Genomic DNA, 26,405 nt, shown 5'->3' on the forward strand with positions numbered 1-26,405 from the left:
CTGCGCGCCGAGAGTCGGCCATGTCGTCGCGGCATCACCTGTGGTGTCGAGGAAAGTCCGGGCTCCATAGGGCAGAACGCCAGGTAACCCCTGGGAGGCGCGAGCCTACGGAAAGTGCAACAGAGAGTAGACCGCCCACGGCTCGTCATCGACACCGTGGGTAAGGGTGAAAGGGTGCGGTAAGAGCGCACCGCGCCACCGGCAACGGTGAGCGGCACGGTAAACCCCGTTCGGAGCAAGACCAAATAGGAGGACGACGTGCGGCCCGCATAGTCCTCGGGTAGGTCGCATGAGGTGCACGGCGACGTGCATCCCAGATGAATGACGACACACGACAGAACCCGGCTTATCGGCCGACTCTCTCTTTCTTGAATCGATCCCCTCGGGCGCAGCCGCGCCCGAGCCTTTAGTGGTATTTCCACTTTGCCCCACCGCTGGCGTGCGCTTCGCTTGTACGCAACATGGATGCAGCCGTAAAGCTGTATTTACATACAGCGATGCTCGCCAAGCAACTGACCTTAAAGCCCTAAAAATTGTCATTTCCGTCTCGGGCGATGCCTGTAAAGGCGCACGGAACTCGCTGATTGGCCGGGGTTTTTCGCCGATTTCCTGTCTTGACACTCTGTTTAGGCCCTGCCTATAGTGGCGTCGAAGGGAATGAAGTGGGGCAGAGTGGTTTAAACAGCGCCCAGGGGCCATCCAGTGTTCAAGGGGTCACACGCGGTCACCGTTGATGCCAAGGGTCGTATAGCGATACCGGCGTCTTACAGGCAGTCATTGCTAGATGACTGCGCGGGCCGGCTTGTGCTTACGCGACATTGGGATGGTTGTCTGTTGATTTATCCGGCGCCCGAATTTCAGGCCTTCGAAACACAATTGCTTGCACGCGGCAGTCTCAATCCAAAGGTGCGCGACATTCAGCGTTTCTTCATCGGCAACGCACGCGACGTGGACATGGACCGGCAAGGGCGGCTGCTTCTGCCCGGGCCGCTGCGTAGCGCGGCGAGCTTGGGCAGCAAGGCCACGTTGTCGGGCATCGGCAACCTGTTCGAGTTGTGGGATGCCGACACCTTCGACCGACGCAACGCCGACACGGCTGACGCGTTGGCCGCCGATGCCGCTGCCGGTGATCTGCCCGACGTGTTGATGGACATCAGTCTATGAGCTGCTTGGCCCCCGAAAATTCATTGGAGTGCGCTGTCATGGCCGAGCCGTCACATGTGCCGGTGATGCGCGATGCCTGTCTGGACGCGCTGGCGATTCGTCCGGCGGGCATCTATATCGATGCCACCTTCGGCCGGGGCGGTCATGCGCGTGCCATTCTCGAGCGGCTCGGCCCCGAGGGCCAGCTGCTGGTCTTTGACCAGGACCCGGACGCACAGGCCGTGGCCAAAGGCGTTTTCGATGACCCACGGCTTGTCTTTGTCGCGCGATCGTTTGCCGAGCTGGGCGACGAGATCGCCGCGCGGGGTCTGGTCGGTCGAATCGACGGCATCCTGTTCGATCTGGGCGTGTCCTCGCCGCAGTTCGACGTTGCCGAGCGCGGGTTTTCGTTTCGTCATGCCGGCCCGCTGGATATGCGCATGAATACGCGCACGGGCACCACGCTGGGCGAATGGCTGGCTCGTGCCAGCCACGGCGAGATTGCCCGCGTGATCAAAACGCTGGGCGAGGAGCCGATGGCCGGGCGTATCGCCGGGCGTATTCTCGATGCCCGCGAGGCCGGCACCCTGACCGATACCGGCGCGCTGGCCAGGATCGTGGCGGATGCCGTGCCGGCCCGCATCAGCCAGACCAAGCGGATTCATCCGGCCACGCGCACGTTCCAGGCGTTTCGTATGCACATCAACGACGAGCTTGGCGCCCTGGATGCCGGGTTGGCCGGTGCGCTTTCGGTATTGGCGCCGGGCGGCCGGCTGGCGGTCATCAGCTTCCACTCGCTGGAGGATCGCCGGGTCAAACGCTTCATGCGGGCCCAGGCCCAGCCGGCCCAGCCGGCCGTGCCAATGGCGGCCGTCGTTGCACCGGCGCTGTCGCTGATCAATAAACCCAGACGGGCCGATGCCATGGAAACCGCGGCCAACCCGCGAGCACGCAGCGCGATGCTGCGCGTGGCCGAGCGTACGCAGGCGCCGGAGGTGATCGTATGATCAAGCACCCGATCCTGCTGCTCGTGGCCCTGTTGGTGGTCAATATCGCCAGTGCCGTGGCGGTGGTGCAGACCAAGCACCAGACGCGCGAGCTTTATCACGCGCTTCAGGCCGAGCGACAGACGCGCGATCAATTGGCGACCGAATGGGCCCAGATCCAGCTCGAGGACAGCGCCTGGGCCAGCCCGGATCGTGTGTCGCAGGTCGCCCGACAAGAGCTCGAGATGATTCAGCCGGCCGATTACATCGTGTTGGGGGCGCGCTAGATCGTGTCCGAGGACACGACAACCAACTTCACGCCGCCGCGGTGGCGGGCCTGGGTCATCCTGGGCCTGTTCGCCGTGTTCGGCATCTCGCTGGTGGTGCGGGCCGTGGATCTGCAGATCTACGATGAGGCGTTTTTGACCCACCAGGGCGACATGCGCCATATCCGCACGCTGGAAGTACCGGCCAATCGCGGCGCGATCGTCGATCGCAACGGCCGGCCGCTGGCCCTCTCGGCCCCCACGGAATCCGTCTGGGCGGTGCCTGGGGCCGTGCTGGGCGCGCCGGACAAGATCGCCGCCCTGGCGAAATCACTGGGGATGGACCCCGCGGCGCTGGAAAAACGCCTGGCCCAATACAAATCGCGTCAGTTCCTGTATCTCAAACGCCAGCTCTCGCCCTTTGATGCCCATCAGGTCATGGCTCTGGAGACGCCCGGCGTGTTTCTGCAGCGCGAGTACAAGCGCTATTACCCGGCCGGCGAGGCGATTGCCCAGCTGGTGGGGCTGACCAATATCGACGATCAGGGCCAGTCGGGCATCGAGCTGGCGCGCAACGGCTATCTCGAAGGCGAGCCCGGCGAGCGCAAGGTGATCAAGGATGGCCGTGGACGGGCCGTGGATGATCTGGACGAATACAAGATGCCCAAGCCCGGTCAGGACCTGAAACTGACCATCGATTCCCGCCTGCAGTATCTGGCCTATCGCAACATCAAGCAGGCCGTGATCGACCACAAAGCCAAGGACGGCGTTGTGGTCATGCTCGATCCACGGTCGGGCGAACTCTTGGCGATGGCCTCGTATCCCAGCTTCAACCCCAACGACCGCAGCTCGATCGAGCCCGCTGGCATGCGTATGCGCGCGGCCACCGATGTCATGGAGCCGGGCTCCACGGCCAAGCCGATCGTGCTCTCCGGCGCGCTCAACAGCGGGCTTTATGACACCAGCAGCATCATTCATACCCGGGGCTGGTTCCAGGTTGGCCGCCTCACGGTCAAGGATGAGCTGAACTACGGCGACGAGGATTTCGCCAAGATCCTGAAGAAGTCCTCCAACGTGGGGGCGGCCCGCGTCGGCCTGTCGATGGGCCCGAGAGGCGTCTGGCAGGATTTTCGTAACTTCGGGTTCGGTGAAACCACGGGCTCGGGTTTTCCCGGCGAGCGCTTTGGCGTGCTGAAGGATTTCTTCACCTGGGACAAGGTCGAAACCGCCACGGCTTCTTACGGCTATGGTTTTGCCGTGACGCCGCTGCAACTTGCCCGCGCCTACGGAGCGATCGCCAGCGAAGGCAAGCTGCGCAGCCTGCGTTTGATTCTGGGCAAGGGCGCGGATATGCACCCGCCGGCCCAGCAAGCGATCTCGCCGGGTACGGCCAAAACCATGCGTGGCCTGCTCGAGGGTGTGGTAGCCCCGGACGGCACGGCCTCACGCGCGGCGATCGCCGGTTACAGCGTGGCCGGCAAGACCGGCACCGCGCGCAAGATCAGCAGCGACGGCTATCACATGGACCAGCACCGTGCGCTGTTCGTGGGCATGGCGCCCGCGAAAAACCCGCGCGTGGTCACGCTGGTGGTCGTGGACGCGCCCACGCGCGGTTCGTATTACGGCGGCACCGTGGCCGCGCCCGTGTTTTCCAAGATCATGGCCAGCGCCATGCGGATCCTGCATGTCCCGCCGGACAATCCGAAGATGCTGACCGCTGCGGCCTATCACCCGAATCGAGGCGGCTGAGATGACGACGAACACGCATCCAGCCACGACGCTGGACCGGCTGCTGGCGGCCTATACCGAGGCCGCGCTGCCCGCGACCGCGATCAACGATGTCTGTCTGGACAGCCGCACGCTCGGCGCGGGGGCGTTGTTTCTGGCGCTGGCCGGTAGCCGTGGCCACGGGCTGGATCATATCGAGCACGCGCTGGCCGGCGGGGCCGCGGCCATTGCCTATGAGCCGGCCGAAGGCCTCAAGGTGCCGGCCCTGGATCTGCCGCTGATCCCGGTGCCGGGGCTGACGATTCGTGCCGGCGAGATCGCCGCCGATTTCTATAACCGGCCGGCCGAGCGCCTGCACATGACCGGCATCACCGGCACCGATGGCAAGACATCCTGTGCCTGGCTGCTGGCCCAGGCCATGGGCAAGCTGGGTATGGCCTGCGGCTATATCGGCACGCTGGGCTTCGGCGATCCGGCCGCGCTGTCGCTGGCCACCCATACCACGCCGGACGCCACGCGGATCCAGCACTGGCTGGCCCGGATCGCCGACAGCGGTTTTTCGGCCGCGGCCATGGAGGTCTCGTCTCATGCACTGGCTCAGCATCGTACCGATGCCGTGGCCTTCGACGTGGCCGTGCTGACCCAGATCGGGCGAGATCATCTGGATTATCACGGCAGTGACGCGGCCTATGCGGCGGCCAAGCGCCGGCTGTTCGCCCACGACACGCTCTCACACGTGGTCCTGAACGCCGACGATGAACACGGCGCGGCGTGGCTGGCCGAGGCCGCCACGCGCGATGACGTCACGCCGATCGCCTACGGCAAGCGCAGCGCGGTGGCCGAGCGCGCCCATCACGTGCATATCGCCCGTGTTGATGCCCACGCCGATGGCCTGGGCGTCACATTGGCCACCCACGCTGGCCGCACGCGGCTGGATACCGGGCTGATCGGGCTTTTTCATGCGCATAACCTGGCGGCCTGCATGGCCGTGCTGCTGGCCCGCGGCGTCGATCTGGCCGATGCCAGCCGTGCGCTGTCGGCGGCCACGACGGTGCCCGGGCGCATGGAGCGTATCGCCGGCCACGACGAGGCGGGTCTGGCGGCCGCGCCGCTGGTCGTTGTTGATTATGCCCATACCGCCGGGGCGCTGGAGGCCGCGTTGTCGAGCCTGCGCGCCCATGCGACGGGGCAGGTGTTCTGTGTCTTCGGCTGTGGCGGCGACCGCGATCGTGGCAAGCGCGCGCTGATGGGGGCCGCCGCCGGCGGCGCGGATCGTGTGTGGCTGACCGATGACAACCCGCGCGGCGAAACCCCGGCCGATATCGTGGCCGAGATTCGGGCCGGGCTGCCCGCTGACTGGATCGAGGGCAGCCACTTCAACATCGAGCATCGCCGGGCCCGCGCGATCGCGGCCGCGATCAACGCCGCCGGCCCTGCGGATGTCGTGCTCATCGCCGGTAAGGGCCATGAAACGACCCAGCAGTACGGCTCGCATATCTATCCCTTCGACGATCGCGTATCGGCGGCCCAGGCGCTGAATGCCCGCCGCGCCGCGTCTGGCCAGGCCCGGGAGACGTCATGAAAGGCCGGTTATCCGCATTCGCGGCAGCACTTGGCGCTGAGCTGATCGGGGCCGACGGCGAGTTCGTCAGTGCCACGATCGACACACGGCGCATCACGCCCGGCGCGCTGTTCTTCGCCTTGTCCGGTGCCAATCACGACGGCCATGCGTTCGTGGCCCGTGCGGCATCGGCCGGGGCCGCGGCAGCCGTGGTTACCCGCGCCCAGGACACACGCGTGCCGCAGCTGGTGGTCGATGACGTCGCGGGCGCGCTCCAGCGGGCGGCCCGCCTGGCCCGGGCCGGTTATCACGGCCCGGTGGTCGGCGTGACCGGCTCGAACGGCAAGACCACGGTCAAGCAGATGATCGCGGCCGTGCTGGCAGAGGCCGGCACGGTGCTGGCCACCGAGGGCAATCTGAACAATCACCTGGGCGTGCCGCTCACGCTGATGCGCCTGGACAATGACCACGCTCGGGCCGTGATCGAGATGGGCGCCAACCACCCCGGCGAGATCGGCCAACTGGCGGCCATCGCGCGGCCCACGGTGGGTGTGATCACCAACGCCGGCTGGGCCCATCTGGAAGGTTTCGGTTCGCGCGAGGGCATCGCCAAGGCCAAGGGCGAGTTGTTCATTCGTCTGCCCGATGACGGTACGGCGGTGATCAATCTCGACGACGACTATGCCGGGCTCTGGAAAGAGATGGCCGGGCGGCGCCGTGTCGTGGGTTTTAGTCTGAATGCGCCCGAGGCGGATGTGCGCGCCACCGATATCGAAACCACCGAGCAGGGCAGTCGTTTCACGCTGGTGGCCGGTGCAGCCCAGACGCGCATCGAGCTGGCCATGCCCGGTCGGCATAACGTGGCCAACGCGCTGGCCGCAGCCGGTGTGGCCCACGCCCTGGGCCTGGATATCGCCATGATCGCGGCCGGCCTGGCCCGCATGGCCCACGTCGGCGGCCGGCTGGCGGTGGCCACGACACGCGACGGCGCGCGTCTGGTCGATGACAGCTACAACGCCAATCCCGGGTCGCTGGCGGCCGCATTGGCCTGGCTGGCCACCCAGACCGGCCCGCGCTGGGCGGCCCTCGGTGACATGGGCGAGCTGGGCGATCACACGATGTCGGCCCACGAACAGGCGGGGCACGAGGCGCGTGCGGCCGGTGTATCGCGGCTGTTCGTCACCGGCGCGGCCGGCCGGGCCACGGCCGATGCGTTTGGTGACGGGGCCGAGTGGTTTGCCGATCGCGAATCGCTGATCGCGGCACTGACCGAAGCCGTGGCCCGGGCCCAGGCGACACCGATCGTGCTGGTCAAGGGCTCGCGCAGCGCCGGCATGGATCATGTCGCGGCTGCCCTTGCGCCGCGCGCGCATGAGATGTCTCACGAATCCCCGGCAGGCTCGCCATGTTGATGTTTCTCGCACAGTGGCTCGAGCCGCTTTTTTCCGGCTTTCGTGTCTTTCAGTTTCTGACCCTGCGGGCCATCCTCGGCGTGCTTACGGCGATGATCTTTTCGTTTGTCTGCGGGCCGATGCTGATCCGGGCGCTGACCGTGCACCAGATCGGCCAGCACGTACGCGACGACGGGCCGCAGAGTCATCTGGTCAAGGCCGGCACGCCCACGATGGGCGGCACGCTCATTCTGGCCGCGGTACTGATCGCGACCCTGCTCTGGGCGGATCTGACGGTGGGCTGGGTATGGCTGGTGCTGTTCGTGACCGCGGCGTTTGGCGTCGTGGGTTTCGTCGATGACTACAAGAAACTGAAATTCGGCAACAGCAAGGGCCTGTCGGCCAAGGCCAAGTACGGCGGCCAGACGCTGATCGGCCTGATCGCCGGGTTCTGGCTGTATTTCGGGGCCACCTCGGCCGCCGAGACCAGTGTACTGATCCCCATGCTCAAGGACGTTTCCGTGCCCCTGGGTATCGGTTACGTGATCTGGACTTATCTGGTGGTGGTCGGCTCCTCGAACGCGGTCAATCTCACCGACGGCCTGGATGGTCTGGCGATCATGCCCTGTGTGCTGGTCGCCGCTGCCCTGGCGATTTTCGCGTACGTGACCGGCAACGCCGAGTTCTCGCGCTATCTGGGCTTTGCCTTCATTCCCGGGGTTGGTGAGCTGGCGATCTTCTGTACCGCGATCGCCGGGGCCGGGCTTGGTTTTCTGTGGTTCAACGCCTACCCCGCGCAGGTCTTCATGGGCGATGTCGGGGCGCTGGCCTTGGGGGCGGCGCTCGGCATCGTGGCCGTGGCTGTGCGCCAGGAGCTGGTGCTGCTGGTGATGGGCGGCATCTTCGTGGCTGAAACGGTCTCGGTCATGCTCCAGGTGGTGGGCTACAAGCTCACCGGCAAGCGTATCTTTCGCATGGCCCCGCTGCATCACCACTTCGAGCTCAAGGGCTGGCCCGAGCCGCGGATCATCGTGCGGTTCTGGATCATCACCCTGGTGCTGGTGTTGATCGGTTTGTCCACGCTCAAGATCCGATGAACGCCTGGTACGCCAATCTCGCCAACAAGCGCGTGCTCATCGTGGGCTGCGGGGCGACGGGCGCTTCGGCGGCACGTTTTGCTGCGGCCGCGGGGGCTGTCGTGCGTGTGGTCGACAGCCGCGCTACGGCGCCGGCCGCCGAAACATTGGCCGCCGAGCTGCCCGAGATCGAGATCATGACCGGCGGGCTGCCCGTCGAGGCGCTGGCCGGCATGGACGAGATCATGGTCTCGCCGGGCGTGGATCTGCGCGAGCCGCTGATCGAGGCCGCGCGCACGGCCGGCTATGACGTGGTGGGCGATATCGAATGGTTCGCGCGTTGCGCGGCTGCCCCGGTCATCGCCATCACCGGCTCCAACGGCAAGTCCACGGTCACGGCCTGGACCCACGCGATTGCCCAGCGCGCCGGACTCAACGCGGTCATCGGTGGCAATTTCGGCACGCCGGCACTGGATTTGCTGGACTCGGACGTCGAGCTCTATGTGCTGGAGCTGTCGAGTTTTCAGCTTGAGCTATGCGATAGCCTGGCGCCAAGAGTGGCCACCGTGCTCAATCTTTCGCCCGATCATATCGATCGCCACGGGGATTTCGCGGCCTATGCCGCCGCCAAGGCGCGTGTGTTCGCCCGCGCCGAGACCGCTCTGGTCAACGCCGACGACGGCCCGGCCGCCGAGCTGGCTGCCGGACATCCCAACGTGGTGTCGTTCGGGGTTCACGAGCGCGCGGATTATCGGCTGGACGAGCACGGCCTGGCGCACGGCGACGACACCGGTCCGGGGCTGGCAGATATCGCCTTGCCCGGTCGTCACAACGCGCTGAACGCGCTGGCGGCCTGGGCGCTGGCTGACACGGTCGGCATCGCGCCCGATGCGATCCAAACCGGCCTGTGTGTATTCGACGGTCTGGCCCATCGGTGTCAGCCGGTCGCCGAGATTGCCGGCGTGCGTTATGTCAACGACTCCAAGGGCACGAATCTCGGCGCGATGCTGGCCAGCCTGGCCGGTATGAATGCGCCGGTGGTTTTGTTGGCCGGCGGCCAGGGCAAGGGCACAGATTTTTCCCCGCTGGGGCCGGTCGCCGCCGACAAAGCCCGTGCGGTGATTGTCTTTGGCCAAGACGGCGACAAGATAGCGGCCGCCGTGGCTGACTACACCACGGTGATCGCGGTCGATGATCTAGCCGCTGCCGTGGCCCGGGCTGTCGATATCGCCGAGGCCGGCGATGTCGTGCTGCTCTCGCCCGGCTGTGCCAGCTTCGATCAGTTTGCCGGCTATACCGCACGCGGTGATGCGTTTACACGATATGTCCAGGAGCGTGCGGCATGAAGCGTCTGTTGTCGGCTCGGTTGCCAAGTGTGGCCCCGGATATCTGGCTGCTCGGCACGCTCGTGTTGATCGCCACGCTCGGGCTGGTGATGGTCGGCTCGTCCTCGGTGGCGGTAGCCGATAAGCTGGCCGGCGATTCGCTGTATTTCTTCTATCGCCAGGCGGTCTACGGGGTCGTCGGGCTGGTGGCCGGCTTCATCGTGCTGCATGTGCCGATGCAGGCCTGGCAGCGCCATACCTTCACCATGCTCGGGCTGGGCCTGGCGCTGCTGGTGATCGTTCTGGTGCCGGGCATCGGGCATTCGGTCAACGGCGCCCAGCGCTGGATCGATCTCGGCCCGGTGGCTCTGCAGGCCTCGGAGCCGGCCCGGCTGTGCCTGATTCTTTATATCGCCGGCTATGCTACACGGCGCCAGACCGAGCTGGCCGCCAGCTGGGCGGGGCTGCTGCGCCCGATCGTCTTTCTGGTCGTGGCCTGTTTTCTCATGCTGCTCGAGCCGGATTTCGGCGCCAGTGCGGTGCTGCTGGCCGTGGCCGGCATCATCCTGTTTCTGGCCGGGGCGCGATTGTTCAATCTGGTCGTGCTGGCCGGGCTGGGCGGGGCCAGCGTGGCCGCGCTCGTCATGTCGTCGCCGTATCGCATGCAGCGCTTGATCAGCTTTTCTGATCCGTGGGCCCATCCGTTTGCCAGCGGCTTTCAGCTGACCCAGTCGTTGATCGCCATCGGGCGGGGCCATGTCTTTGGCGTTGGCCTGGGCAACTCGGTCCAGAAGCTGTCCTATCTGCCGGAAACACACACCGATTTCCTGTTTGCGATCTATGCCGAGGAGTTCGGGTTGATCGGCTCGCTCGTGCTGATCGCGCTGTTCTCGATCGTTGTCTGGCGGGGCTTTGTCATTGCCGGGCGTGCGATCGAACAGGGCCAGCTCTTTGGTGGTTTTCTGGCTTATGGCCTGTCGGCGTGGGTGGTTTTGCAGGGGTTCGTGAACATGGCCGTCAATATGGGCCTGTTGCCCACCAAGGGGCTCACGCTGCCCTTGATGAGCTATGGCGGCTCGTCGCTGGTGATGATGTGCGCGCTGTGTGCGCTGTTGATACGCGTGAATCTGGAAAGCACGGCCGCCCAGCGCGAGGTGGCCCGATGAGTGGCGCCTACGCCGGCAAGCAGGTGTTGATGATGGCCGGCGGCACCGGCGGTCATGTCTTTCCGGCGCTCGCCGTGGCCGCAGCGCTCGCCGAGCAGGGGGCCACGGTCGCCTGGCTGGGTACGGCGGCCGGTATCGAGGCCCGGCTCGTGCCGGCGGCCGATATCCCGTTGCATACGATCGACGTGGCCGGGCTGCGTGGCAAGCGCCTGACCACGCTGCTCGCGGCGCCGCTTGCGATCACGCGGGCGCTTTTTCAGGCGCATGCCGTGGTCAAGCGTGTGAACCCCGATCTGGTGATCGGCATGGGCGGTTTTGCCTCCGGGCCGGGTGGCCTGATGGCACGGCTCGCCAACCGACGTCTGGTGATTCACGAACAGAACGCCGCGGCCGGGCTGACCAATCGCCTGCTGGCGCGCGTCGCGCATGCCACGCTACAAGCGTTTCCCGATACGTTTGTTGCCGCGCGCGGGGCCACAACCGTGGGCAATCCGGTACGTGCGGATATTCTGGCGCTGGCCGCGCCCGAGCAACGACTCATGGCCCACGAGGGCCCGCTGCGGCTGTTGGTGCTGGGTGGCAGCGGCGGGGCGCTGGCTATCAACGAGCAGGTGCCCGAAGCCCTGGCCGAAATGCCACCCGAGCAACGGCCCACGGTCTGGCATCAGGCCGGGCGCACCCTGGCTGCCGCCGAGCGTGCTTATGAACAACACGGCGTGACGGCCCACGTCGAGGCTTTCATCGACGATATGGCCGCGGCCTATGACTGGGCCGATATGGTGGTCTGCCGGGCCGGGGCGTTGACCGTGGCCGAGCTGGCCGCGGCCGGGCTGGGCGCGCTGCTGATTCCGTTTCCTCATGCCGTGGACGATCATCAAGCAGCCAATGCCCGTCATCTGGTCGATGCCGGGGCCGCCCTGATGGTGCGCCAGAACCAGCTGTCACCGGCGCGCCTGGCCGAGGCCCTGACCGGGCTGGGGCGTAATCGCGCCGAGCTGCTCGTGCGTGCCCAGGCCGCTCGACGCGTGGCCTGGCCGGACAGCACCGCCAAGATCGTGGCCGCCTGTACACAGCCCTGGAGCGCCTCATGATGGATGTTCAGAGCGCGGCCATGAGCCGTGCCGGTTTCGAGCCCTTGACGCATCGCCCGATGCGCCGGGTACGCAATGTGCACATGGTCGGTATTGGCGGCGTCGGTATGGCCGGCATCGCCCGCGTGCTGCTCAATCTTGGCTACACGGTCACCGGTTCGGATCAAAAAGACAGCGCCACGACGCGCTCGCTCGCCGAGATGGGGGCCACGATCTATGGCGGGCACGCCGCCGAGAACGTGGTGGATGCCGATGTGGTCGTCGTCTCGACCGCGGTGGCCGCGGACAACCCGGAAGTGGTGGTGGCCCACGAGCGGCTGGTGCCGGTGGTCCGCCGGGCCGAGATGCTGGCCGAGCTGATGCGGTTTCGCTACGGCATCGCCGTGGCCGGCACGCATGGCAAGACCACGACCACCAGCCTGACCGCCCAGTGCCTGGCCGACGGGGCGCTGGACCCGACCTTCATCGTGGGCGGCAAGGTGCTGGGGGCGGGCTCGAACGCGCGTCTGGGCGCCGGGCCGTATCTGGTGGCCGAGGCTGACGAATCCGATGCGTCGTTCTTGTTCCTGACGCCGATGATGGCGATCGTGACCAATATCGATGCCGATCATCTGGAGACCTATGGCGGGCAGTTCTCCAGGCTGACCGATACGTTTCTGGAGTTTCTGCATCACCTGCCGTTCTATGGCCTGGCGGTGCTGTGCGTGGATGATCCGGTCGTGCGCGAGCTGCTGCCCGAGGTGGGCCGGCCGATTCTGACCTATGGCATCGACGAGGACGCCGACTTCCGCGCCACGGATCTATCGTTCGATGGCACGGGCAGCCACTTCACGCTGATCACCCGCGAGGCCGGCTCGCATCGCGTGCATCTCAACCTGCCGGGTCGGCACAACGTACTCAACGCGCTGGCCGCGGCCGCCGTGGCCTACGAGCTGGGCGTGGACCTGGCCACCATCGGCGCGAGCCTGTCGGCGTTCGCCGGAATCGGTCGACGCTGCGAGGTGCTGGGCGATCTGCGTTTTGGCACGTCAAGCGCGCTGCTGGTTGATGACTATGGCCATCATCCGCGCGAGCTGGCCAGCACCATCGCGGCTGCGCGACAGGCCTGGCCCGATCGGCGCCTGGTCGTGGTCTTCCAGCCGCATCGCTATACCCGCACCCGCGATCTGTTCGAGGACTTCTGTGAGGTGCTGGCGGATCTGGATGTGCTGGTGCTGTGCGAGGTCTACGGCGCGGGCGAGGCCGTGATCACCGGTGCCGATGGCCGGGCGCTGGCTCGGGCCGTACGGGCACGCGGGCGCGTGGACCCGGTGTTTGTCGATGACGTCGACAAGCTTGACGACACCCTGGCCGCGCTCGTCGGCGAGCACGATCTGGTGCTCACGCTGGGCGCGGGGAATATCGGCGCGGCCGCACAGGCGCTGGTCGCCGCGCGAGGCATCTCATGAAGATTGGCGTTTTTTTCGATGATGGGGCCTGCGGTGTGCCGGTTGGGCATCGCAGCCCGGGAGAGCAGGCATGAAAGGGCTCAAATTACGTGGTCTGCGTGACGTCACGCTGGGCGCTGTCTTGTTGTTCGGCGTGGCCGCCTGCACGTGGCAGGGGCTCAAACCCGATGGTGACGACGCGCGCACGCTGTATCTCAGCGGCCATTCCGATCATGTCTCCGATGCCGAGCTGGCACGCCTGGCCGGGCCTTATCTCAAGGCCTCGTATTTCGATATCGATCTGGCCGGTCTGCACGAGCGTCTGGCCGATCAGCCCTGGCTGACCGATATCCAGGTTTCGCGCCGGTTCCCCAGCGGCATCGAAGTACACGTCGCGGATCGAAAACCGGTCGCGTACTGGGGCCAGGAGCAGTTGCTCGACGCCAACGGACAGGTGTTCACCCCGGCCAAACGGCCCAAGGGGTTGATCAGCCTGAACGGCCCGGAAACAGACGCGGCAAAAGTCTATGCACAATACCGCGCACTATCCGGTATCCTCGCCGATCAGAGGGCGGATCTTGTGTCTTTGACACTGGATGCGAGCGGCGACTGGCAGGCTCGCTTGAATAACGGGCTGGAACTGCGACTCGGGCGGGCGCACCTGGCACAACGTATGCAGCGTTTTGTTCGGTTTGCATTGAACCGCTCGGCCGCTGAAGACGCGTTGGCCAGTGCGGCTTATGTGGATCTGCGATACAGCGACGGGTTTGCCGTGGGCGGCACGCGAACGGTCACGGCGTCAACGCCCGGTCAGGAGAATACAGGATGAGCAAACGGCCGGAGAAGAATCTCATCGTTGGCCTGGATATCGGCACCTCGAAGGTGGCCTGTATCGTGGCAGAGGCCAACGACGGCCAGCTCGAGATCATCGGCCTGGGGAGTGCCCCGTCCAAGGGCATGAAAAAAGGCATGGTGGTCAATATCGAGTCGACCACGGATTCGATCCGTCGGGCGGTCGAGGAGGCCGAGCTCATGGCCGGCTGCCGGATTCAGGCCGTGCATTGCGGTATCTCCGGTGCCCATGTTCGCTCGCTCAACTCGCACGGCATCGTGGCCGTGCGAAACAAAGAAGTCACCGAATCGGATATCGAGCGTGTGATCGATGCTGCCTGCGCGGTGGCCATCCCGGCTGACCAGAAGATTCTTCATGTGCTTCCGCAGGAATTCGCCGTCGACGATAACGAAGGTATCCAGGAGCCGGTCGGCATGTCCGGCGTGCGCTTGGAAGCCAAGGTGCATATCGTCACCGGGGCCGTAACCTCGGCGCACAATATCCAGAAATGCGTGGCGCGCTGCGGTCTGGAGGTCACCAAACTGTCGCTTGAACAGCTGGCCTCGTCGTATGCCGTGCTCACCGATGACGAAAAGGACCTGGGCGTGGCCCTGGTCGATATTGGCGGCGGCACCTCGGATATCGCCGTCTTCGTGAACGGCTCGATTCGTCATACCGCAGTCATTCCGATTGCCGGTGACCAGGTCACCAACGATATCGCGGTGGCCCTGCGCACGCCGACCCAGCACGCCGAGCAGATCAAGATTCGCTATGGCTGTGCGCTGCCCGAGCAGATCGTCGAGGACGACGCCATCGAGGTGCCATCGGTAGGCGAGCGTCCGCCGCGGCGGCTGTCGCGCTATACGCTGTCCGAGGTCATCAAACCGCGCTATGAAGAGCTGTTCATGCTCATTCATAAAGAGTTGGTACGGTCAGGGTTTGAAGACCTGCTGGCCGGCGGCGTGGTGCTGACCGGCGGCTCGGCCAAGATGGAGGGGCTGACCGAGCTGGCCGAGGAAGTCTTTCATATGTCGGTACGCCTGGGTACGCCGCAGCGGATCCGCGGATTGTCCGACGTGGTGCGAAACCCGATTCATGCCACCGGCGTGGGGTTGCTCGAGTTCGGCAATCGCACTCAGCCACGGGGTGGGCTCGAGGCCGGCCAGGGCGAGGCGACCTTCGCCCAGGTCTGGGAACGTATGAAAGCGTGGTTCAAGGGTAATTTCTAAAACACAGCGTTCGCCGCGAGCGTTGCAAGTCATACGATCGAAAAGACAGCCAGGGCACGAGGCTAGATGTTTTCCCGCAGAGGAAAAGCACGGCAAGCAACATGAGGTGCAACATGCCAGAAGTATTCGAGTTTGCTGATCAACACAACGCCCAAGCGGTGATCAAGGTCATTGGCGTCGGTGGTGGCGGTGGCAACACCGTCAACCAGATGGTGGCCGGCGGTATCCGGGGTGTGGATTTCATCTGTGCCAACACCGATGCACAGCACCTCGAGCGCTGCAACGCCGATGTGCTCGTGCAGATGGGCAATAACGTCACGCGTGGTCTGGGTGCAGGTGCCGACCCGTCGGTTGGGCGTCAGGCCGCTGAAGAGGATCGTGAGCGGATTCGTGAATCGATCGAAGGCGCGGACATGTTGTTCATCACCGCCGGCATGGGCGGTGGCACCGGCACGGGTGCCGCACCGGTGGTCGCCGAGATTGCCCGAGAAATGGGTATTCTCACGCTGGCCGTAGTGACCAAGCCGTTTCCGTTCGAGCGCGGCAAGCGCATGGAAGTGGCGCAGAAGGGTATTGATGAGCTGGGTCAGTTCGTGGACTCGCTGATTGTCATCCCGAACGAGAAGTTGCTGACCGCACTTGGCAAGTCGATCACGCTGAAAAACGCTTTCCAGGCCGCCAACAACGTGTTGCACAACGCCGTGCAGGGCATTTCCGATCTGATCACCCGGCCCGGCATGATGAACGTCGACTTTGCGGACGTGAAACGTGTCATGGGCGTTCAGGGTATGGCCATGATGGGCCGGGCCACCGCCAAGGGCGAGGATCGTGCCCGCGAGGCCGCTGAAGCCGCGCTGGCCAGCCCGCTGCTCGACGACTTGTCGCTACACGGCGCGCAGGGCCTGCTCGTTAACGTTACCGGCGACGAGAATCTGGGAATTCACGAGTTCCAGATTGTCAACGAAGTCGTGGCCGAGATGGCCGGAGACAACGCCGAGGTCATTGTCGGTATGGCCGAGGATGCCGATTGCGGCGATGAAATCACGGTCACGGTCGTGGCCACGGGCTTGGGCGGTCATCAGGCCACGCCCGAGCGCGATGTACGTCGCCCGGTCAAGCGCGATGCGGCCGGCCAGATGCGCTACGAGGATCTGGATCGCCCGACCGTCATTCGCCAGTCGCCGCGTAATCAGCAGAACGACAGCGCCGCGGTGGACATGGATTACTTCGACGTGCCGGCATTCCTGCGTAATCAAGCGGACTGAACCGCTAGAACACGTGGCCGCCACTGGGCGATCAGTGGCGGCGTCGTTGGGGGAGGCGACGAATGCCGAATAGAACTCGTACTTCCAGCCGTGATATCGTGGCGGGTTTTATTGACGGCGTTACAACACCGTTAAAATTAAGTCAAAGTTAAGACTGGTTGGCTAAACTATAGTCTGTCTTGATGACAGGATGATGACGCGTGCCGCGGACTCGTCCAGTTGATGACCCGAGATTTTGATCAGTCAGTGATCAAAGAATGACCGATAAAAATGACTAGGGAAGAAGGCCGTCTATGGATGGCCAGGGAAACTCGACTCATGCTACGACAGCGCACGCTCAAAAATTCAATTCGCGCCAGCGGCGTCGGCCTGCATACCGGTAAGAAGGTCTATATGACGCTTCGCCCGGCACAGGCTGGCAGTGGCATCGTATTCCGTCGCACCGATTTGAGCCCGATGGTGGATATTCGCGCCACGGCCGATCGGGTCGGAGATACCACGCTGGCGACAACGCTGGTACAGGATGGCGTGCACGTCAAGACCGTGGAGCATCTCATGTCGGCTCTCGCAGGGCTGGGCATCGACAACGCGGTCGTCGAGCTCTCCTGTGACGAATTGCCGATCATGGACGGCAGTGCCGGGCCGTTCGTGTTTTTGCTGCAATCCGCCGGCATACAGGAGCTGGATGCCGCCAAGCGCTTCATGCGTATCCGTAAGTCGGTGGAAGTGCGTGACGGAGATAAATGGGCCCGCTTCGACCCGTTCGATGGCTTCAAGGTCAATTTTTCGATTGAGTTCGATCATCCGGCGTTTTCGAAGGAAACGCAGTCAGCCACGGTTGACTTCTCGACGACGTCGTTCGTGCGAGAGGTCAGCCGGGCACGGACATTTGGTTTCATGCGTGATATCGAGTATATGCGCCAGAACGATCTGGCCCGCGGTGGCTCGATGGACAACGCCGTGGTGCTTGACGACTATCGCGTGCTCAACGCCGACGGCCTGCGTTACGACAACGAGTTCGTCAGGCACAAGATTCTCGATGCGATCGGCGATCTGTATCTGACCGGCCGGGGCATGATCGGGAGCTACTCCGGGTTCAAATCGGGCCACGCCCTCAACAACAAGCTGGTTCGGGCGCTGCTCGATAATCCCAAGGCCTGGGAAGAGATCACCTTCGATGCGCCCGAGGCGTTGCCGATCTCTTATATCAATGCCCAGCCGGTGACCGTGGCGGCTTAGACGAGTCCGGCGCGTCATCAACGCGGTGTGAATGAGCCGGCCCGAGCGCCGGCTTTTTCGTGTTCGGGGGTTACTTCAAAACCCCTTGTCGATAAAGCCGCCAGAGCACGGGCCAGCCGTAAATCAGCGGATGACGGCGCAGGCGCGGGGTGACTTCGATCGTGACGCCGGTATGGCGCGCCAGTTTGTCGGCGCCGTAATCCACCGCGTCACCAAATGTGAAACAGGCTTTCGATAAACGCGCGACCGATAGTAAACGCCCGATCGGACGGCGCGCCGACCAGAGCCGTCGTGCCTGGCGTCGTCGGGCCGCCGATGCCTGCCAACGCATCAGGCCGCGATCATCGATGTGCACGGCGAGATCGAGTAAATCGATCGCATCGCGGGCACGTCGAGCATATTCAGCGCTGTATTGGGCCGTGATGCGCGTGGTGCGCTCATCGGTCTCGGCTCGAAGCTCGCCACCATAGCTCAGCGCCAGGCAGCGCGCGAAAACCTCGGCCGGCGCCAGCGGGGCATGCAGTACCGGCAGGCTCTCCTCGAGCAGCGTGACGACCGCCTGGCCACAGTGCATGCGCAGGCGCTCGTGAATGACGGTATCACGGGCATGGACGATGGCCACCGGCTGTGCCAGGCGGCCCCAGAGCCCGGAGGTCAACGCATCGCGACAGCCATAGGCCAGCTCGGCTTCGCTGATGACCGCGTACTTGCAGCGCAGCCGCGACGGCTTGTCGGCGCCGGTATTGGGGGCGGCGTCGGCGGCCTCCAGGTAATACACGTTGGGCGGGACAAGACGATTGGCGGCCGCGCTCAGCCGGCTATCGTGGGCCCGGCGATAGTCGTCGACGACGACATAGAAATCCACGAGGCCCTCGCGGATATCGCCACTGCGCAGGCAGCTGCCATAGAAGATCACCCCGAGGACGCTGGCGCCGTGGCGTGTCTTGATGGCCGTGAGAAACGGCGCCAGTGCCTCGGCGTTGTCGAATCGACAGGGCCCGGCCAGTGCGGCCAGTCGCGCGCTCTTGAAGGCCACGTTTTCGTTCATCACGACAGCCCCACGAACGATAGCCGGCCGGCCACCGACAGACGCAGCGGGCCGTCGGCGCTGCGGTGCTGGAAGAATTCGCCGTCGACGATATAGCCGCCGTCAAAACACAGCGACAGCGTATGGCTGTTATGGCTGACGTAGCCGTCATGGCCGTCGTGGGCCTTGCCGAAGGGACGCTTGCCCCGGACCACGGCCGGCAGGCGCCAGAACAGACGCGGCGCGCCGTGGCGAATCGCGGTCCAACGCAACGGCGCGCTTTCCTCGCCCCAGAACGGGTTGAAGCGCAGAACCAGCCGGTGCAGGGTCGAGACGACGATCAGCAACGTATCACCGTCCAGGCGGCGGTGCGGGCCGTCGTCGGCGCTCAGCGGGGTCGGGGTGAAATGTCGACGATCGCCTATGATCACTGATTTCACGAAGCGCAGGAACGCCAGCGCGGGGCCGACCTCGCCGCGTAGTCCCACGCTGTGCAGCCGTTTCTGGGTGTGCTCGACGGCGTGATGAATCGCGCCGGCGCCAAAGAACATGCCGGCGATGGCCGGTGCCCCGTCGGCCGGATCGATACGCAGGACATCCCGATCACGCAGGCGCGCCGAGCGGTGGCCGGCGGCCCAGTCGCACAGCGGCTGCCAGCCGTCGTGGCGGACATCGACAAAGCCGGCATCGTTGGCCGTCATGTTGGTGCTGCCGGTAGGAATCAGCGCGATGTCCGGCGGCGTGTCGAAAACGGTTTTGATCAATATTTCGCCGAGCACACACTGCACGGTGCCATCGCCGCCGGCGATAGCCAGCAGATCGACGCCGGCTGCGGCCAGCCGGGCCACGGCCGCGCGGATCTCCTCGACCGTATTGGCCTCGATCGCGGGTACATCGAGCGGGAGGGGATGATGCCCCCATCGACGCCGATGACGCCCGCTCTGTGCATTGTAGATGATGCCCAGCCGGCGCGGCGTGTCGGCATACGCTTTACGAACCATGCCGGCTCCAGACGATATGAGACGCGTATTCTAGACGTTTGATGCGCGCCATCGGCTAGTGGCGTGCGCTCAGTATGGCTTCGACCTGGCGTAAATCGGCCACGGTGTCGACGTCGATCGCGGCTTCGGGCGTTGTCAAAAGCGTTGGCGCCACGCGGACATCGAAACGCCGGGACAACCCGGAAAACGCCTGCTCGATCGACAGTCGGCGCAGGGCGTAGCGCGCCAGTGCGCCCCAGCCGAGCATGCCCGAGACCACGCGGGCCGGATGCTTGCGTTCGTCTTCGACGCGCCGCCAGGCATCGACCAGAACACGGCCACGGGCTTTATGAATAGCGAACAGGTTGCAGCCACAGTACCCGCGGCCGCCAAGCTTTATCGCGGTGCGCCGGGACTCGGGGTAGGCACTGGATACACGCGCCCGATCGATCAGCCCGACGGCCAGATCGACATCGTCGCGCGGCGTGCACATGGCGGTGATCATGTCGTGGGTCAAAAGCGCATGATCGGCGGTGGTGATCAGCACCGGGCGATCGGCGTCGATACCCGCCAGGGCGGTCATCGCACTTGCCACGGGCGAGTCCTCGGGGGCCAGCCAGCGTGCGCCGCTGGTTGCAATCAGCGAGGCCAGCGTCGGATTGGCGGCCACGATGTCTGCGCTGGGACCGACGATATGACAGTGCGCAAGCTGTGGCGCGCTGTTCACTGTCTCCAGAATCCGGGCCAGTAACGGCTGGCCGGCGATCGAGGCCATGGCTTTGCAGCCGGCGCCGGCGGCCTGGGCGACGGGATCGTCGGCGCCGCGATCACCGGCCAGTATGATGATATCCCAACGCATCACAGGCGTTTTTCCAGCATACGATAAGTCTTGTAGACGTGGCCGCCGATCGACTCGATGATATCGCGCATGCCCTGATTGTCATCGAGAATCCATGACAGTTCACTGGCGTTGACGCCGCGTGCCACCAACGCCTGCTCGACCGCGCCGATCACGCCGTAGGCCAGGGCAGCGCCCATGGGGCTGTTCTGATAGCGCTGGCGAACGCCCATCAGCGGTACACGAATACTTTTGGGAAACCGTACCTTCAACCGCCAGAGCAGCTTGGCGATCGCCAGCGGGCTCAGGCGCCCGTTGATATCCCGGGCGGCCTCGTTGAGATTGGGCAGCGCCACGATGAAGGCGGCCGGTTCGCCGTCGACCTCGGCGATCTGCACCAGCTCATCGTCGATCAAGAGCTTGAGTGTGCTGCCCAGATCGTCGAACTCGGCCTCGGTGAACGGCACGAAGCCCCAGTTATTGGCCCAGGCATCGTTGAAGATATCGCGCAGGACGACGAGATCGTCTGCGTAATGCTTGCGATCGATCGGGCGGATATGGATCCGCTTGGCATAACGGGCCAGCAGCCGCTGCATCACCCGGGGGCGCTCGAACGGCAGAGGCAACCAGTAGGCCAGCATATCCACGGCCTTCGTATAGCCCTGGGCCTCAAGATGCGCCAGATAATAATCGCGCCCGTGGGGCATCATCATCATGGGCGGCGTATCAAAGCCGTCGATGAGCAGGCCGCACTCATCGTTGATCGTGAGATTGAACGGGCCCTGGACACGGTCGATGTCTCGCTCATCCAGCCAGGCTTGTGCCGTGGCGATCAATGCCGCGCTCGCGCGCGGGTCATCAATTGTTTCGAACATGCCGAAAAAACCGATGCGCTGGTTGTTTTCCGGCGGGCGAAGCGCATCGATCTGGGCCGTGATGCGCCCGACGTCGCGGCCGTCCTGGACCGCGATCCATGCCTGCCATGTCAGGTGCGTAAACACAGGATTGTGTTTTTCTGACAAATGCAGGCTACGCTCGAGCCGGATGGGGGCAACCCATTCGGGCCGATCGGCGTAGAGATCGTGTGTCAGCGCTATGAATCGCGCGCGTCTGGCCCGCGAATTCACGGCTACGATCGTAACCGCCCCCCGGCTGTGCGAATACGCCATGGCCACGCTCTCTTGGATACATTCAAGCCCGGCAATATACGCGACGCGCCGGCCGTGTTCAGCCCGCGATCGTGGTAGATGCAGCGAGTGTGATGCGCATGTGTCGTTCTGAACGATTTTTTAATTCTATTTCGGGCATCATTGGCAGCTCGGTGAGCCATGTATCGCGCGATGGTCGATGAGCCGATTGAAGCCACGTCGGTATTTTGTAACGCGCCGGCTAATACAGATGATATGCGGTGTGCTAGTGCAAAGCGTAGCGTGTTGCAGTACGATTCCGCCGTTAAGGTTGCGTGCCATGCTTTTCATACAACGTGAGTCAGCGTTATCAGATGTTTCGGTGCATGCACGGCCAGTGCGCCAGCCGGCCCGATTCGACGCTCAAATGATTGCATGCAAGTAACGGCACGCCGTGGCAGCGACGCTGGATTCACGCTGGCGCTTATATGGTCGGCAGTATCTTGCAAGTGCCCGTACACAGGACAGGTAACTCGATGATCAAGCCAACGCCTACCGAACAGCGGTTGACGATGCGTCGTGCCGATTTCGCGACGCTCGGCGAAGCGCTCGATTACGCAGGCGAAGGCGATACGGGCTTCAACTTCTACTCCGGTCGTGGCGAGCTCGTGCACGCGATGCCGTATCGCGAATTGCGTGATCAGGCCCGCGTGACAGCCCGGCGTTTTCTATCGTTGAACCTGGCCGAAGGCAGTCGCGTGGCACTCGTGGCCGATACCGTGCCGGGCTTCATGATCGCTTTCTTTGCCTGCCAGTACGCCGGCTATGTGCCGGTGCCGCTGCCGGTGACCGTGGGCCTGGGCAGTCGCGAGGCTTACACGCGCCAGCTCAAATCCCTGCTGGCCGGTTGTGATGCCGACGTGGCTCTCGCGCCCGAAGCGTTCATGAGTTTTCTCGAGGATGCGGCGGCCGATGTGCGCCTGGCGCATCTGGGCAGCTACGAAACACTGGCGGAGCTGCCCGAGGCCGAGGGGGCGCTCGCCGAGCCGGACGTCACCCGCACGGCCTATCTGCAATATACCTCGGGCAGCACGCAGTTCCCGCGCGGCGTGGTGATCACCCAGGCACAAGTCATGCAGAACCTGTCGAGCATCCTCGAGCTCGGCGTACAGATGAAAGAGGACGACCGTCTGGTCTCCTGGTTGCCGCTGTATCACGACATGGGGCTTGTGGGTTTCATGCTGGCCGCACTGACCAGCCAGCGCTCGGTCGATTATCTGGCCACGCGTGATTTCGCCATGCGCCCGCGCCAATGGTTGTCACTGATCAGCCGTAATCGCGGCACGATCTCGTTCAGCCCGTCGTTCGGCTACGAGCTGTGTGCCCGGCGTATTCGACACAACGCCGACGATTTCGATCTGTCGAGCTGGCGCATCGCCGGTGCGGGGGCCGAGACCATTCGCCCGGATTCGCTGGGCCGTTTTGCTGAAACGCTGGCCCCGGCACAGTTCGATCCCAGAGCGTTCGTGGCCTGCTACGGCATGGCCGAATGCTCATTGGCGATCAGCTTCGCGCCGCTGGATACCGGGCTTGCCACGGACAGCATCGATGCCGAAGCGCTGGCGGAGTCGGGCACGGCCGAGCCGGCTGTTGCCGGCCAGCGCTCTTCACGCTTCGTTGACTGTGGCGACGTGTTGCCCGAGTACGACTTCGAAATTCGCGCCGACGACGGCCAGGTGCTGGACGAGCGCCAGATCGGTGCCGTGCACGTGCGCGGGCCCAGCGTCATGTCCGGTTATTTCCAGCGCCCGGAAGAGACCGAGCGCGTATTGTCCGAAGACGGCTGGCTAAATACGGGCGATCTGGGTTATTGCATCGGCCGGCGTATCGTGATCACCGGCCGAGCCAAGGATCTGATCATCGTCAACGGGCGCAATATCTGGCCACAGGATCTGGAATGGCTGGCTGAGGCACAGCCGGAGTTGCGTCCGGGCGATGCGCTGGCATTCGCTGCCCCGGCCGATGACGGCCAGGATGCTGCGGTGCTGGTTATCCAGTGTCGTGTGCGTGAAGACGCCGAGCGTCATGCGTTGATCGGGCGCCTGGAAGGGCTGATGCGCCGTGAATTCGGCGTGGAGTGCCTGGTCGAGGCCGTGGCCCCGCATACCCTGCCGCGCACCTCGTCGGGCAAGCTGTCGCGCGCCGGGGCCCGTAACGACTATATCCAGCGTCTGACCGATCGCGTCCATGCCCGTCGCCAGGACCACACCACGGCCAACGAGGCGGCCGGCGACCGACAGGCCGGCTAGCGTCGTGGCACGGCTTGCCGTCACCGGCGCTTCGGGCTTCATCGGGCGCGCAATCACCACGGCATTGATCGATGCCGGACACTCGGTCACCGCCCTCGTGCGTCGCCCGGAAGCAGCCGGAGAAGTGCGTGCTCTCGGCGCCGCGCCGATTCTTGGCGGCCTGGACCAGCCGGAACGCCTGGCCGCGCTGTGCGCACGGGCGACGGCCGTCATCCACGTGGCCGGTGCCACACGCGGAATCGATTACGCCGATTTCGAGCGGGTCAACGTGGTGGGCAGCGCGGCTGTCTTTGCGGCAGCCGAGCGTGCTGGCCTGCCGGTGCTGGCTATCTCGTCGCTGGCCGCACGAGCGCCGGATATCTCGCACTACGCGTTGTCCAAGCGGGCCATGGAGCGCCTGCTGGAGGGTGCCGCGGCGCCGCGGAGTCTTGTGCTGCGCCCGCCGGCGGTCTATGGCCCCGGCGACACCGAAATCGCGCCGTTGTTTGCCGCGATGCGCCGCGGCCTGGCCGTGACACCCGGACGCACGAATGCCCGTTTCTCCATGCTGCACGTCCGGGATCTGGCCGAGGCCGTTTGTGCCTGGGTGGCGCAGGGCTGTAGCGCAACCGGCGTCCACGAGCCCGATGACGGCGCGGCCGGCGGCCATGACTGGAACGAGATCATCGCCGAGGCATCGGTGCAGCTGAACCGTCGTGTGCGGCGTATCGCCGTACCGGGCCGGGCACTGGGCTGGGCCGGGGCGCTCAACGTGGCGGCGGCACGTCGCCTGGGCTACGCGCCGATGCTCACGCCGGCCAAGGCCGCGGAACTGACGCAGCCCGATTGGGTGGCCGACACCGCCTCGCTGGCTGGCGCTCTGGACTGGCAGCCGCGCATCACGCTTTCTGCGGGTCTGGCCGAAATGCTGGGCACGCACGCATTTGACAAGGAATCCATCGATGAGCAGCCGCTACGACGAGATCTATACCCATCTGGCCCAGCTTCTCAAGCCCATGGTGGCGGAGTCGGCGACGATCACGCCGGCCGCGCGTCTGGTCGACGATCTGGGGCTGGACTCGGTGCAGGTCATGGAAGTGATGATGGAGCTGGAGGATCGCCTGGACACCTCGATTCCGCTGAACTTCCTGCCGGACGTGCAGACGATGGATCAGCTGGTACGCGCGCTGGAGGAGGCCATCGGCCAGTAAGCCTGTTCGACAAGTTCGCCCCGATCGCCGATGTCCGACGCCAGATGCGTGATGCCGGCATCGAGCCCCTGGCCGTGCCCATGGAGCGTGTCCTCTCGGCGACCGAGGCCGTGATTCGCGGCAAGCGCACGATCCTGGCCGGCAGCAACAACTATCTGGGGCTGACCTTCGACGAGGATTGCGTGGAGGCCTCGGTGGCCGCGGTGCGCAACCAGGGCACCGGCACCACCGGTTCGCGCATGGCCAACGGCTCCTACGACGGGCATCTGGCGCTTGAGGCGGAGCTGGCCGCGTTTTATGACATGCCGCATGCGCTGGTCTTTTCCACCGGCTACCAGGCCAATCTGGGCATGCTCTCCACGCTGGTGGGCCCGAAAGACACCGTGATGCTGGACGCCGACTGTCATGCCAGCATCTACGACGGGCTGCGCCTCGGCGGGGCCAAGACACTGCGGTTCAAGCACAACGACCCGCGGGATCTGGACAAGCGCCTGGGCCGCCTGGGCGAGGCCGCCCAGCACACGCTGGTGGTTGTTGAAGGCATCTACAGCATGCTGGGCGATGCGGCGCCGCTGGCCGAAATCGTGGGCGTGGTGAAAAAACACGGCGCCTATGTCCTGGTCGACGAGGCCCACTCCATGGGGATCTGCGGCGTCCACGGGCGCGGCGTGGTCGAGGCCGAAGGCGTGCTGGGGGCCGTGGATTTCATCGTCGGCACGTTTTCCAAGTCGCTGGGCTCGGCGGGCGGCTTCTGTGTCAGCCCGCATGCCGATCTGGACATGATTCGCTATGCCAGCCGGCCTTATATCTTCACCGCCTCCATGGTGCCGTCGGTGATCGCCTCGACGCGGGCGGCCCTGCAACGTCTGGCCACCGACGACACCTTGCGTGACCGGATCTGGGCCAACGCCAACCGGCTGCACGCCGGGCTGTCGAATCTGGGTTTCACGATCGCCGCCGCGCCGGGGCCGGTCGTGGCTTGTGTATTCGACTCGCGCGAGGCCGCGCTGGGTATGTGGCAGGGCCTGCTGGATCGCGGTGTTTATGTGAACCTGATGCTGCCGCCGGCCACGCCCAACGGGCAGTGTCTGGTACGCACGAGCCTCAGCGCGGGCCACAGCACCGCGCAGATCGAGACCCTGATCGCGGCCTTTGGTGAAACGGCTCTGGCACTGAAGAAATACGCGGCCGCGGCGGCCGAGTAGCCAG

21 protein-coding genes and 1 other RNA gene are annotated in these 26,405 nt (G+C 64.9%); 18 read left to right on the forward strand and 4 right to left on the reverse strand.

Annotation, left to right across the window (positions count from 1 at the left end; all coding sequences use genetic code 11):
- The first annotated feature begins 10 nt into the window (after positions 1 to 10).
- The 16 genes from rnpB to lpxC all read left to right on the forward strand — a co-directional run bounded on the left by rnpB (position 11) and on the right by lpxC (position 17,725).
- Positions 11 to 365, forward strand: an RNA gene (gene rnpB / locus SAJA_RS07595) — RNase P RNA component class A.
- 337 nt (positions 366 to 702) lie between these two features.
- Positions 703 to 1,164: a division/cell wall cluster transcriptional repressor MraZ gene (mraZ, locus tag SAJA_RS07600; protein WP_123658074.1), complete on the forward strand. Its 462-nt coding sequence runs from the start codon at positions 703 to 705 to the stop codon at positions 1,162 to 1,164.
- 38 nt (positions 1,165 to 1,202) lie between these two features.
- Positions 1,203 to 2,150, forward strand: coding sequence for a 16S rRNA (cytosine(1402)-N(4))-methyltransferase RsmH (rsmH, locus tag SAJA_RS07605; protein ID WP_123658075.1), 948 nt, complete (start codon positions 1,203 to 1,205; stop codon positions 2,148 to 2,150).
- Positions 2,147 to 2,416, forward strand: coding sequence for a cell division protein FtsL (gene ftsL, locus SAJA_RS07610; protein WP_184999795.1), 270 nt, complete (start codon positions 2,147 to 2,149; stop codon positions 2,414 to 2,416). Before rsmH ends, ftsL begins: the two co-directional genes overlap by 4 nt.
- A gap of 3 nt (positions 2,417 to 2,419) precedes the next feature.
- Positions 2,420 to 4,144, forward strand: coding sequence for a peptidoglycan D,D-transpeptidase FtsI family protein (locus SAJA_RS07615; RefSeq protein ID WP_245963257.1), 1,725 nt, complete (start codon positions 2,420 to 2,422; stop codon positions 4,142 to 4,144).
- Between the two features lies 1 nt (position 4,145).
- Positions 4,146 to 5,705 carry a UDP-N-acetylmuramoyl-L-alanyl-D-glutamate--2,6-diaminopimelate ligase gene (locus tag SAJA_RS07620; protein WP_123658077.1) on the forward strand — a complete coding sequence of 520 codons (1,560 nt, stop codon included), beginning with the start codon at positions 4,146 to 4,148 and terminating at the stop codon, positions 5,703 to 5,705.
- Positions 5,702 to 7,096: a UDP-N-acetylmuramoyl-tripeptide--D-alanyl-D-alanine ligase gene (locus SAJA_RS07625; protein WP_123658078.1), complete on the forward strand. Its 1,395-nt coding sequence runs from the start codon at positions 5,702 to 5,704 to the stop codon at positions 7,094 to 7,096. Before SAJA_RS07620 ends, SAJA_RS07625 begins: the two co-directional genes overlap by 4 nt.
- Positions 7,090 to 8,172, forward strand: a complete 1,083-nt coding sequence (gene mraY / locus SAJA_RS07630; RefSeq protein ID WP_123658079.1) for a phospho-N-acetylmuramoyl-pentapeptide-transferase — start codon at positions 7,090 to 7,092, stop codon at positions 8,170 to 8,172. Before SAJA_RS07625 ends, mraY begins: the two co-directional genes overlap by 7 nt.
- The gene (gene murD / locus SAJA_RS07635; RefSeq protein ID WP_123658080.1) at positions 8,169 to 9,497 is read left to right on the forward strand and encodes a UDP-N-acetylmuramoyl-L-alanine--D-glutamate ligase; all 1,329 of its coding nucleotides are present in this window, start codon (positions 8,169 to 8,171) and stop codon (positions 9,495 to 9,497) included. The genes mraY and murD overlap by 4 nt, the downstream gene beginning before the upstream one ends.
- Positions 9,494 to 10,642 carry a putative lipid II flippase FtsW gene (gene ftsW / locus SAJA_RS07640; RefSeq protein ID WP_123658081.1) on the forward strand — a complete coding sequence of 383 codons (1,149 nt, stop codon included), beginning with the start codon at positions 9,494 to 9,496 and terminating at the stop codon, positions 10,640 to 10,642. The genes murD and ftsW overlap by 4 nt, the downstream gene beginning before the upstream one ends.
- Positions 10,639 to 11,733: an undecaprenyldiphospho-muramoylpentapeptide beta-N-acetylglucosaminyltransferase gene (gene murG, locus SAJA_RS07645; protein ID WP_123658082.1), complete on the forward strand. Its 1,095-nt coding sequence runs from the start codon at positions 10,639 to 10,641 to the stop codon at positions 11,731 to 11,733. Before ftsW ends, murG begins: the two co-directional genes overlap by 4 nt.
- Complete coding sequence (murC, locus tag SAJA_RS07650; RefSeq protein ID WP_425471653.1) at positions 11,733 to 13,181, forward strand: UDP-N-acetylmuramate--L-alanine ligase; 1,449 nt, start codon at positions 11,733 to 11,735, stop codon at positions 13,179 to 13,181. The genes murG and murC overlap by 1 nt, the downstream gene beginning before the upstream one ends.
- A gap of 70 nt (positions 13,182 to 13,251) precedes the next feature.
- The gene (locus SAJA_RS07655) at positions 13,252 to 13,989 is read left to right on the forward strand and encodes a cell division protein FtsQ/DivIB (RefSeq protein ID WP_123658084.1); all 738 of its coding nucleotides are present in this window, start codon (positions 13,252 to 13,254) and stop codon (positions 13,987 to 13,989) included.
- Complete coding sequence (ftsA, locus tag SAJA_RS07660; protein WP_123658085.1) at positions 13,986 to 15,221, forward strand: cell division protein FtsA; 1,236 nt, start codon at positions 13,986 to 13,988, stop codon at positions 15,219 to 15,221. Before SAJA_RS07655 ends, ftsA begins: the two co-directional genes overlap by 4 nt.
- 113 nt (positions 15,222 to 15,334) lie before the next feature.
- Positions 15,335 to 16,486 (forward strand): cell division protein FtsZ, encoded by a 1,152-nt coding sequence (gene ftsZ / locus SAJA_RS07665; protein ID WP_123658086.1) that lies wholly within the window; start codon positions 15,335 to 15,337, stop codon positions 16,484 to 16,486.
- Between the two features lie 318 nt (positions 16,487 to 16,804).
- Entirely contained in the window at positions 16,805 to 17,725 is a 921-nt protein-coding gene (gene lpxC, locus SAJA_RS07670; protein ID WP_123658087.1) for a UDP-3-O-acyl-N-acetylglucosamine deacetylase, read from the forward strand.
- Positions 17,726 to 17,795: 70 nt separating this feature from the next.
- Here lpxC and SAJA_RS07675 read toward each other — a convergent pair whose 3' ends face one another.
- From SAJA_RS07675 to SAJA_RS07690, 4 genes are read right to left on the reverse strand one after another with little or no spacing between them, the layout of a single operon-like run.
- Positions 17,796 to 18,773, reverse strand: a complete 978-nt coding sequence (locus SAJA_RS07675; RefSeq protein WP_148070960.1) for a hypothetical protein — start codon at positions 18,771 to 18,773, stop codon at positions 17,796 to 17,798.
- Complete coding sequence (locus SAJA_RS07680; RefSeq protein ID WP_123658089.1) at positions 18,773 to 19,753, reverse strand: diacylglycerol kinase family protein; 981 nt, start codon at positions 19,751 to 19,753, stop codon at positions 18,773 to 18,775. The genes SAJA_RS07675 and SAJA_RS07680 overlap by 1 nt, the downstream gene beginning before the upstream one ends.
- A gap of 55 nt (positions 19,754 to 19,808) precedes the next feature.
- Positions 19,809 to 20,591 (reverse strand): nucleotidyltransferase family protein, encoded by a 783-nt coding sequence (locus SAJA_RS07685; RefSeq protein WP_123658090.1) that lies wholly within the window; start codon positions 20,589 to 20,591, stop codon positions 19,809 to 19,811.
- A complete protein-coding gene (locus tag SAJA_RS07690; RefSeq protein ID WP_184999796.1) occupies positions 20,591 to 21,739 on the reverse strand; it encodes a GNAT family N-acetyltransferase in 1,149 nt (382 codons plus the stop codon). The genes SAJA_RS07685 and SAJA_RS07690 overlap by 1 nt, the downstream gene beginning before the upstream one ends.
- Positions 21,740 to 22,233: 494 nt before the next feature.
- Here SAJA_RS07690 and SAJA_RS07695 point away from each other — a divergent pair, with 494 nt between their 5' ends.
- Both SAJA_RS07695 and spt read left to right on the forward strand, forming a co-directional pair.
- Complete coding sequence (locus SAJA_RS07695) at positions 22,234 to 24,006, forward strand: fatty acyl-AMP ligase (RefSeq protein ID WP_123658091.1); 1,773 nt, start codon at positions 22,234 to 22,236, stop codon at positions 24,004 to 24,006.
- A 4-nt stretch (positions 24,007 to 24,010) separates the two neighbouring features.
- Positions 24,011 to 26,401 (forward strand): serine palmitoyltransferase, encoded by a 2,391-nt coding sequence (spt, locus tag SAJA_RS15585; RefSeq protein WP_221180166.1) that lies wholly within the window; start codon positions 24,011 to 24,013, stop codon positions 26,399 to 26,401.
- Positions 26,402 to 26,405 lie beyond the last annotated feature (4 nt).

This window comes from Salinisphaera japonica YTM-1 (genome assembly GCF_003788585.1).
GTDB lineage: Bacteria > Pseudomonadota > Gammaproteobacteria > Nevskiales > Salinisphaeraceae > Salinisphaera > Salinisphaera japonica.

Bases quoted from the DNA above. Each gene is read 5' to 3' on its own strand.
- ftsL (WP_184999795.1), top strand. From the start codon at position 2,147: ATGATCAAGCACCCGATCCTGCTGCTCGTGGCCCTGTTGGTGGTCAAT.
- SAJA_RS07695 (WP_123658091.1), top strand. From the start codon at position 22,234: ATGATCAAGCCAACGCCTACCGAACAGCGGTTGACGATGCGTCGTGCC.
- SAJA_RS07685 (WP_123658090.1), bottom strand. From the start codon at position 20,591: ATGCGTTGGGATATCATCATACTGGCCGGTGATCGCGGCGCCGACGAT.
- rsmH (WP_123658075.1), top strand. From the start codon at position 1,203: ATGGCCGAGCCGTCACATGTGCCGGTGATGCGCGATGCCTGTCTGGAC.
- mraY (WP_123658079.1), top strand. From the start codon at position 7,090: ATGTTGATGTTTCTCGCACAGTGGCTCGAGCCGCTTTTTTCCGGCTTT.
- lpxC (WP_123658087.1), top strand. From the start codon at position 16,805: ATGCTACGACAGCGCACGCTCAAAAATTCAATTCGCGCCAGCGGCGTC.
- SAJA_RS07680 (WP_123658089.1), bottom strand. From the start codon at position 19,753: ATGGTTCGTAAAGCGTATGCCGACACGCCGCGCCGGCTGGGCATCATC.
- SAJA_RS07690 (WP_184999796.1), bottom strand. From the start codon at position 21,739: ATGGCGTATTCGCACAGCCGGGGGGCGGTTACGATCGTAGCCGTGAAT.
- ftsA (WP_123658085.1), top strand. From the start codon at position 13,986: ATGAGCAAACGGCCGGAGAAGAATCTCATCGTTGGCCTGGATATCGGC.
- ftsW (WP_123658081.1), top strand. From the start codon at position 9,494: ATGAAGCGTCTGTTGTCGGCTCGGTTGCCAAGTGTGGCCCCGGATATC.
- murC (WP_425471653.1), top strand. From the start codon at position 11,733: ATGGATGTTCAGAGCGCGGCCATGAGCCGTGCCGGTTTCGAGCCCTTG.
- SAJA_RS07625 (WP_123658078.1), top strand. From the start codon at position 5,702: ATGAAAGGCCGGTTATCCGCATTCGCGGCAGCACTTGGCGCTGAGCTG.
- SAJA_RS07655 (WP_123658084.1), top strand. From the start codon at position 13,252: ATGAAAGGGCTCAAATTACGTGGTCTGCGTGACGTCACGCTGGGCGCT.
- SAJA_RS07675 (WP_148070960.1), bottom strand. From the start codon at position 18,773: ATGAACGAAAACGTGGCCTTCAAGAGCGCGCGACTGGCCGCACTGGCC.
- ftsZ (WP_123658086.1), top strand. From the start codon at position 15,335: ATGCCAGAAGTATTCGAGTTTGCTGATCAACACAACGCCCAAGCGGTG.
- murG (WP_123658082.1), top strand. From the start codon at position 10,639: ATGAGTGGCGCCTACGCCGGCAAGCAGGTGTTGATGATGGCCGGCGGC.
- SAJA_RS07620 (WP_123658077.1), top strand. From the start codon at position 4,146: ATGACGACGAACACGCATCCAGCCACGACGCTGGACCGGCTGCTGGCG.
- murD (WP_123658080.1), top strand. From the start codon at position 8,169: ATGAACGCCTGGTACGCCAATCTCGCCAACAAGCGCGTGCTCATCGTG.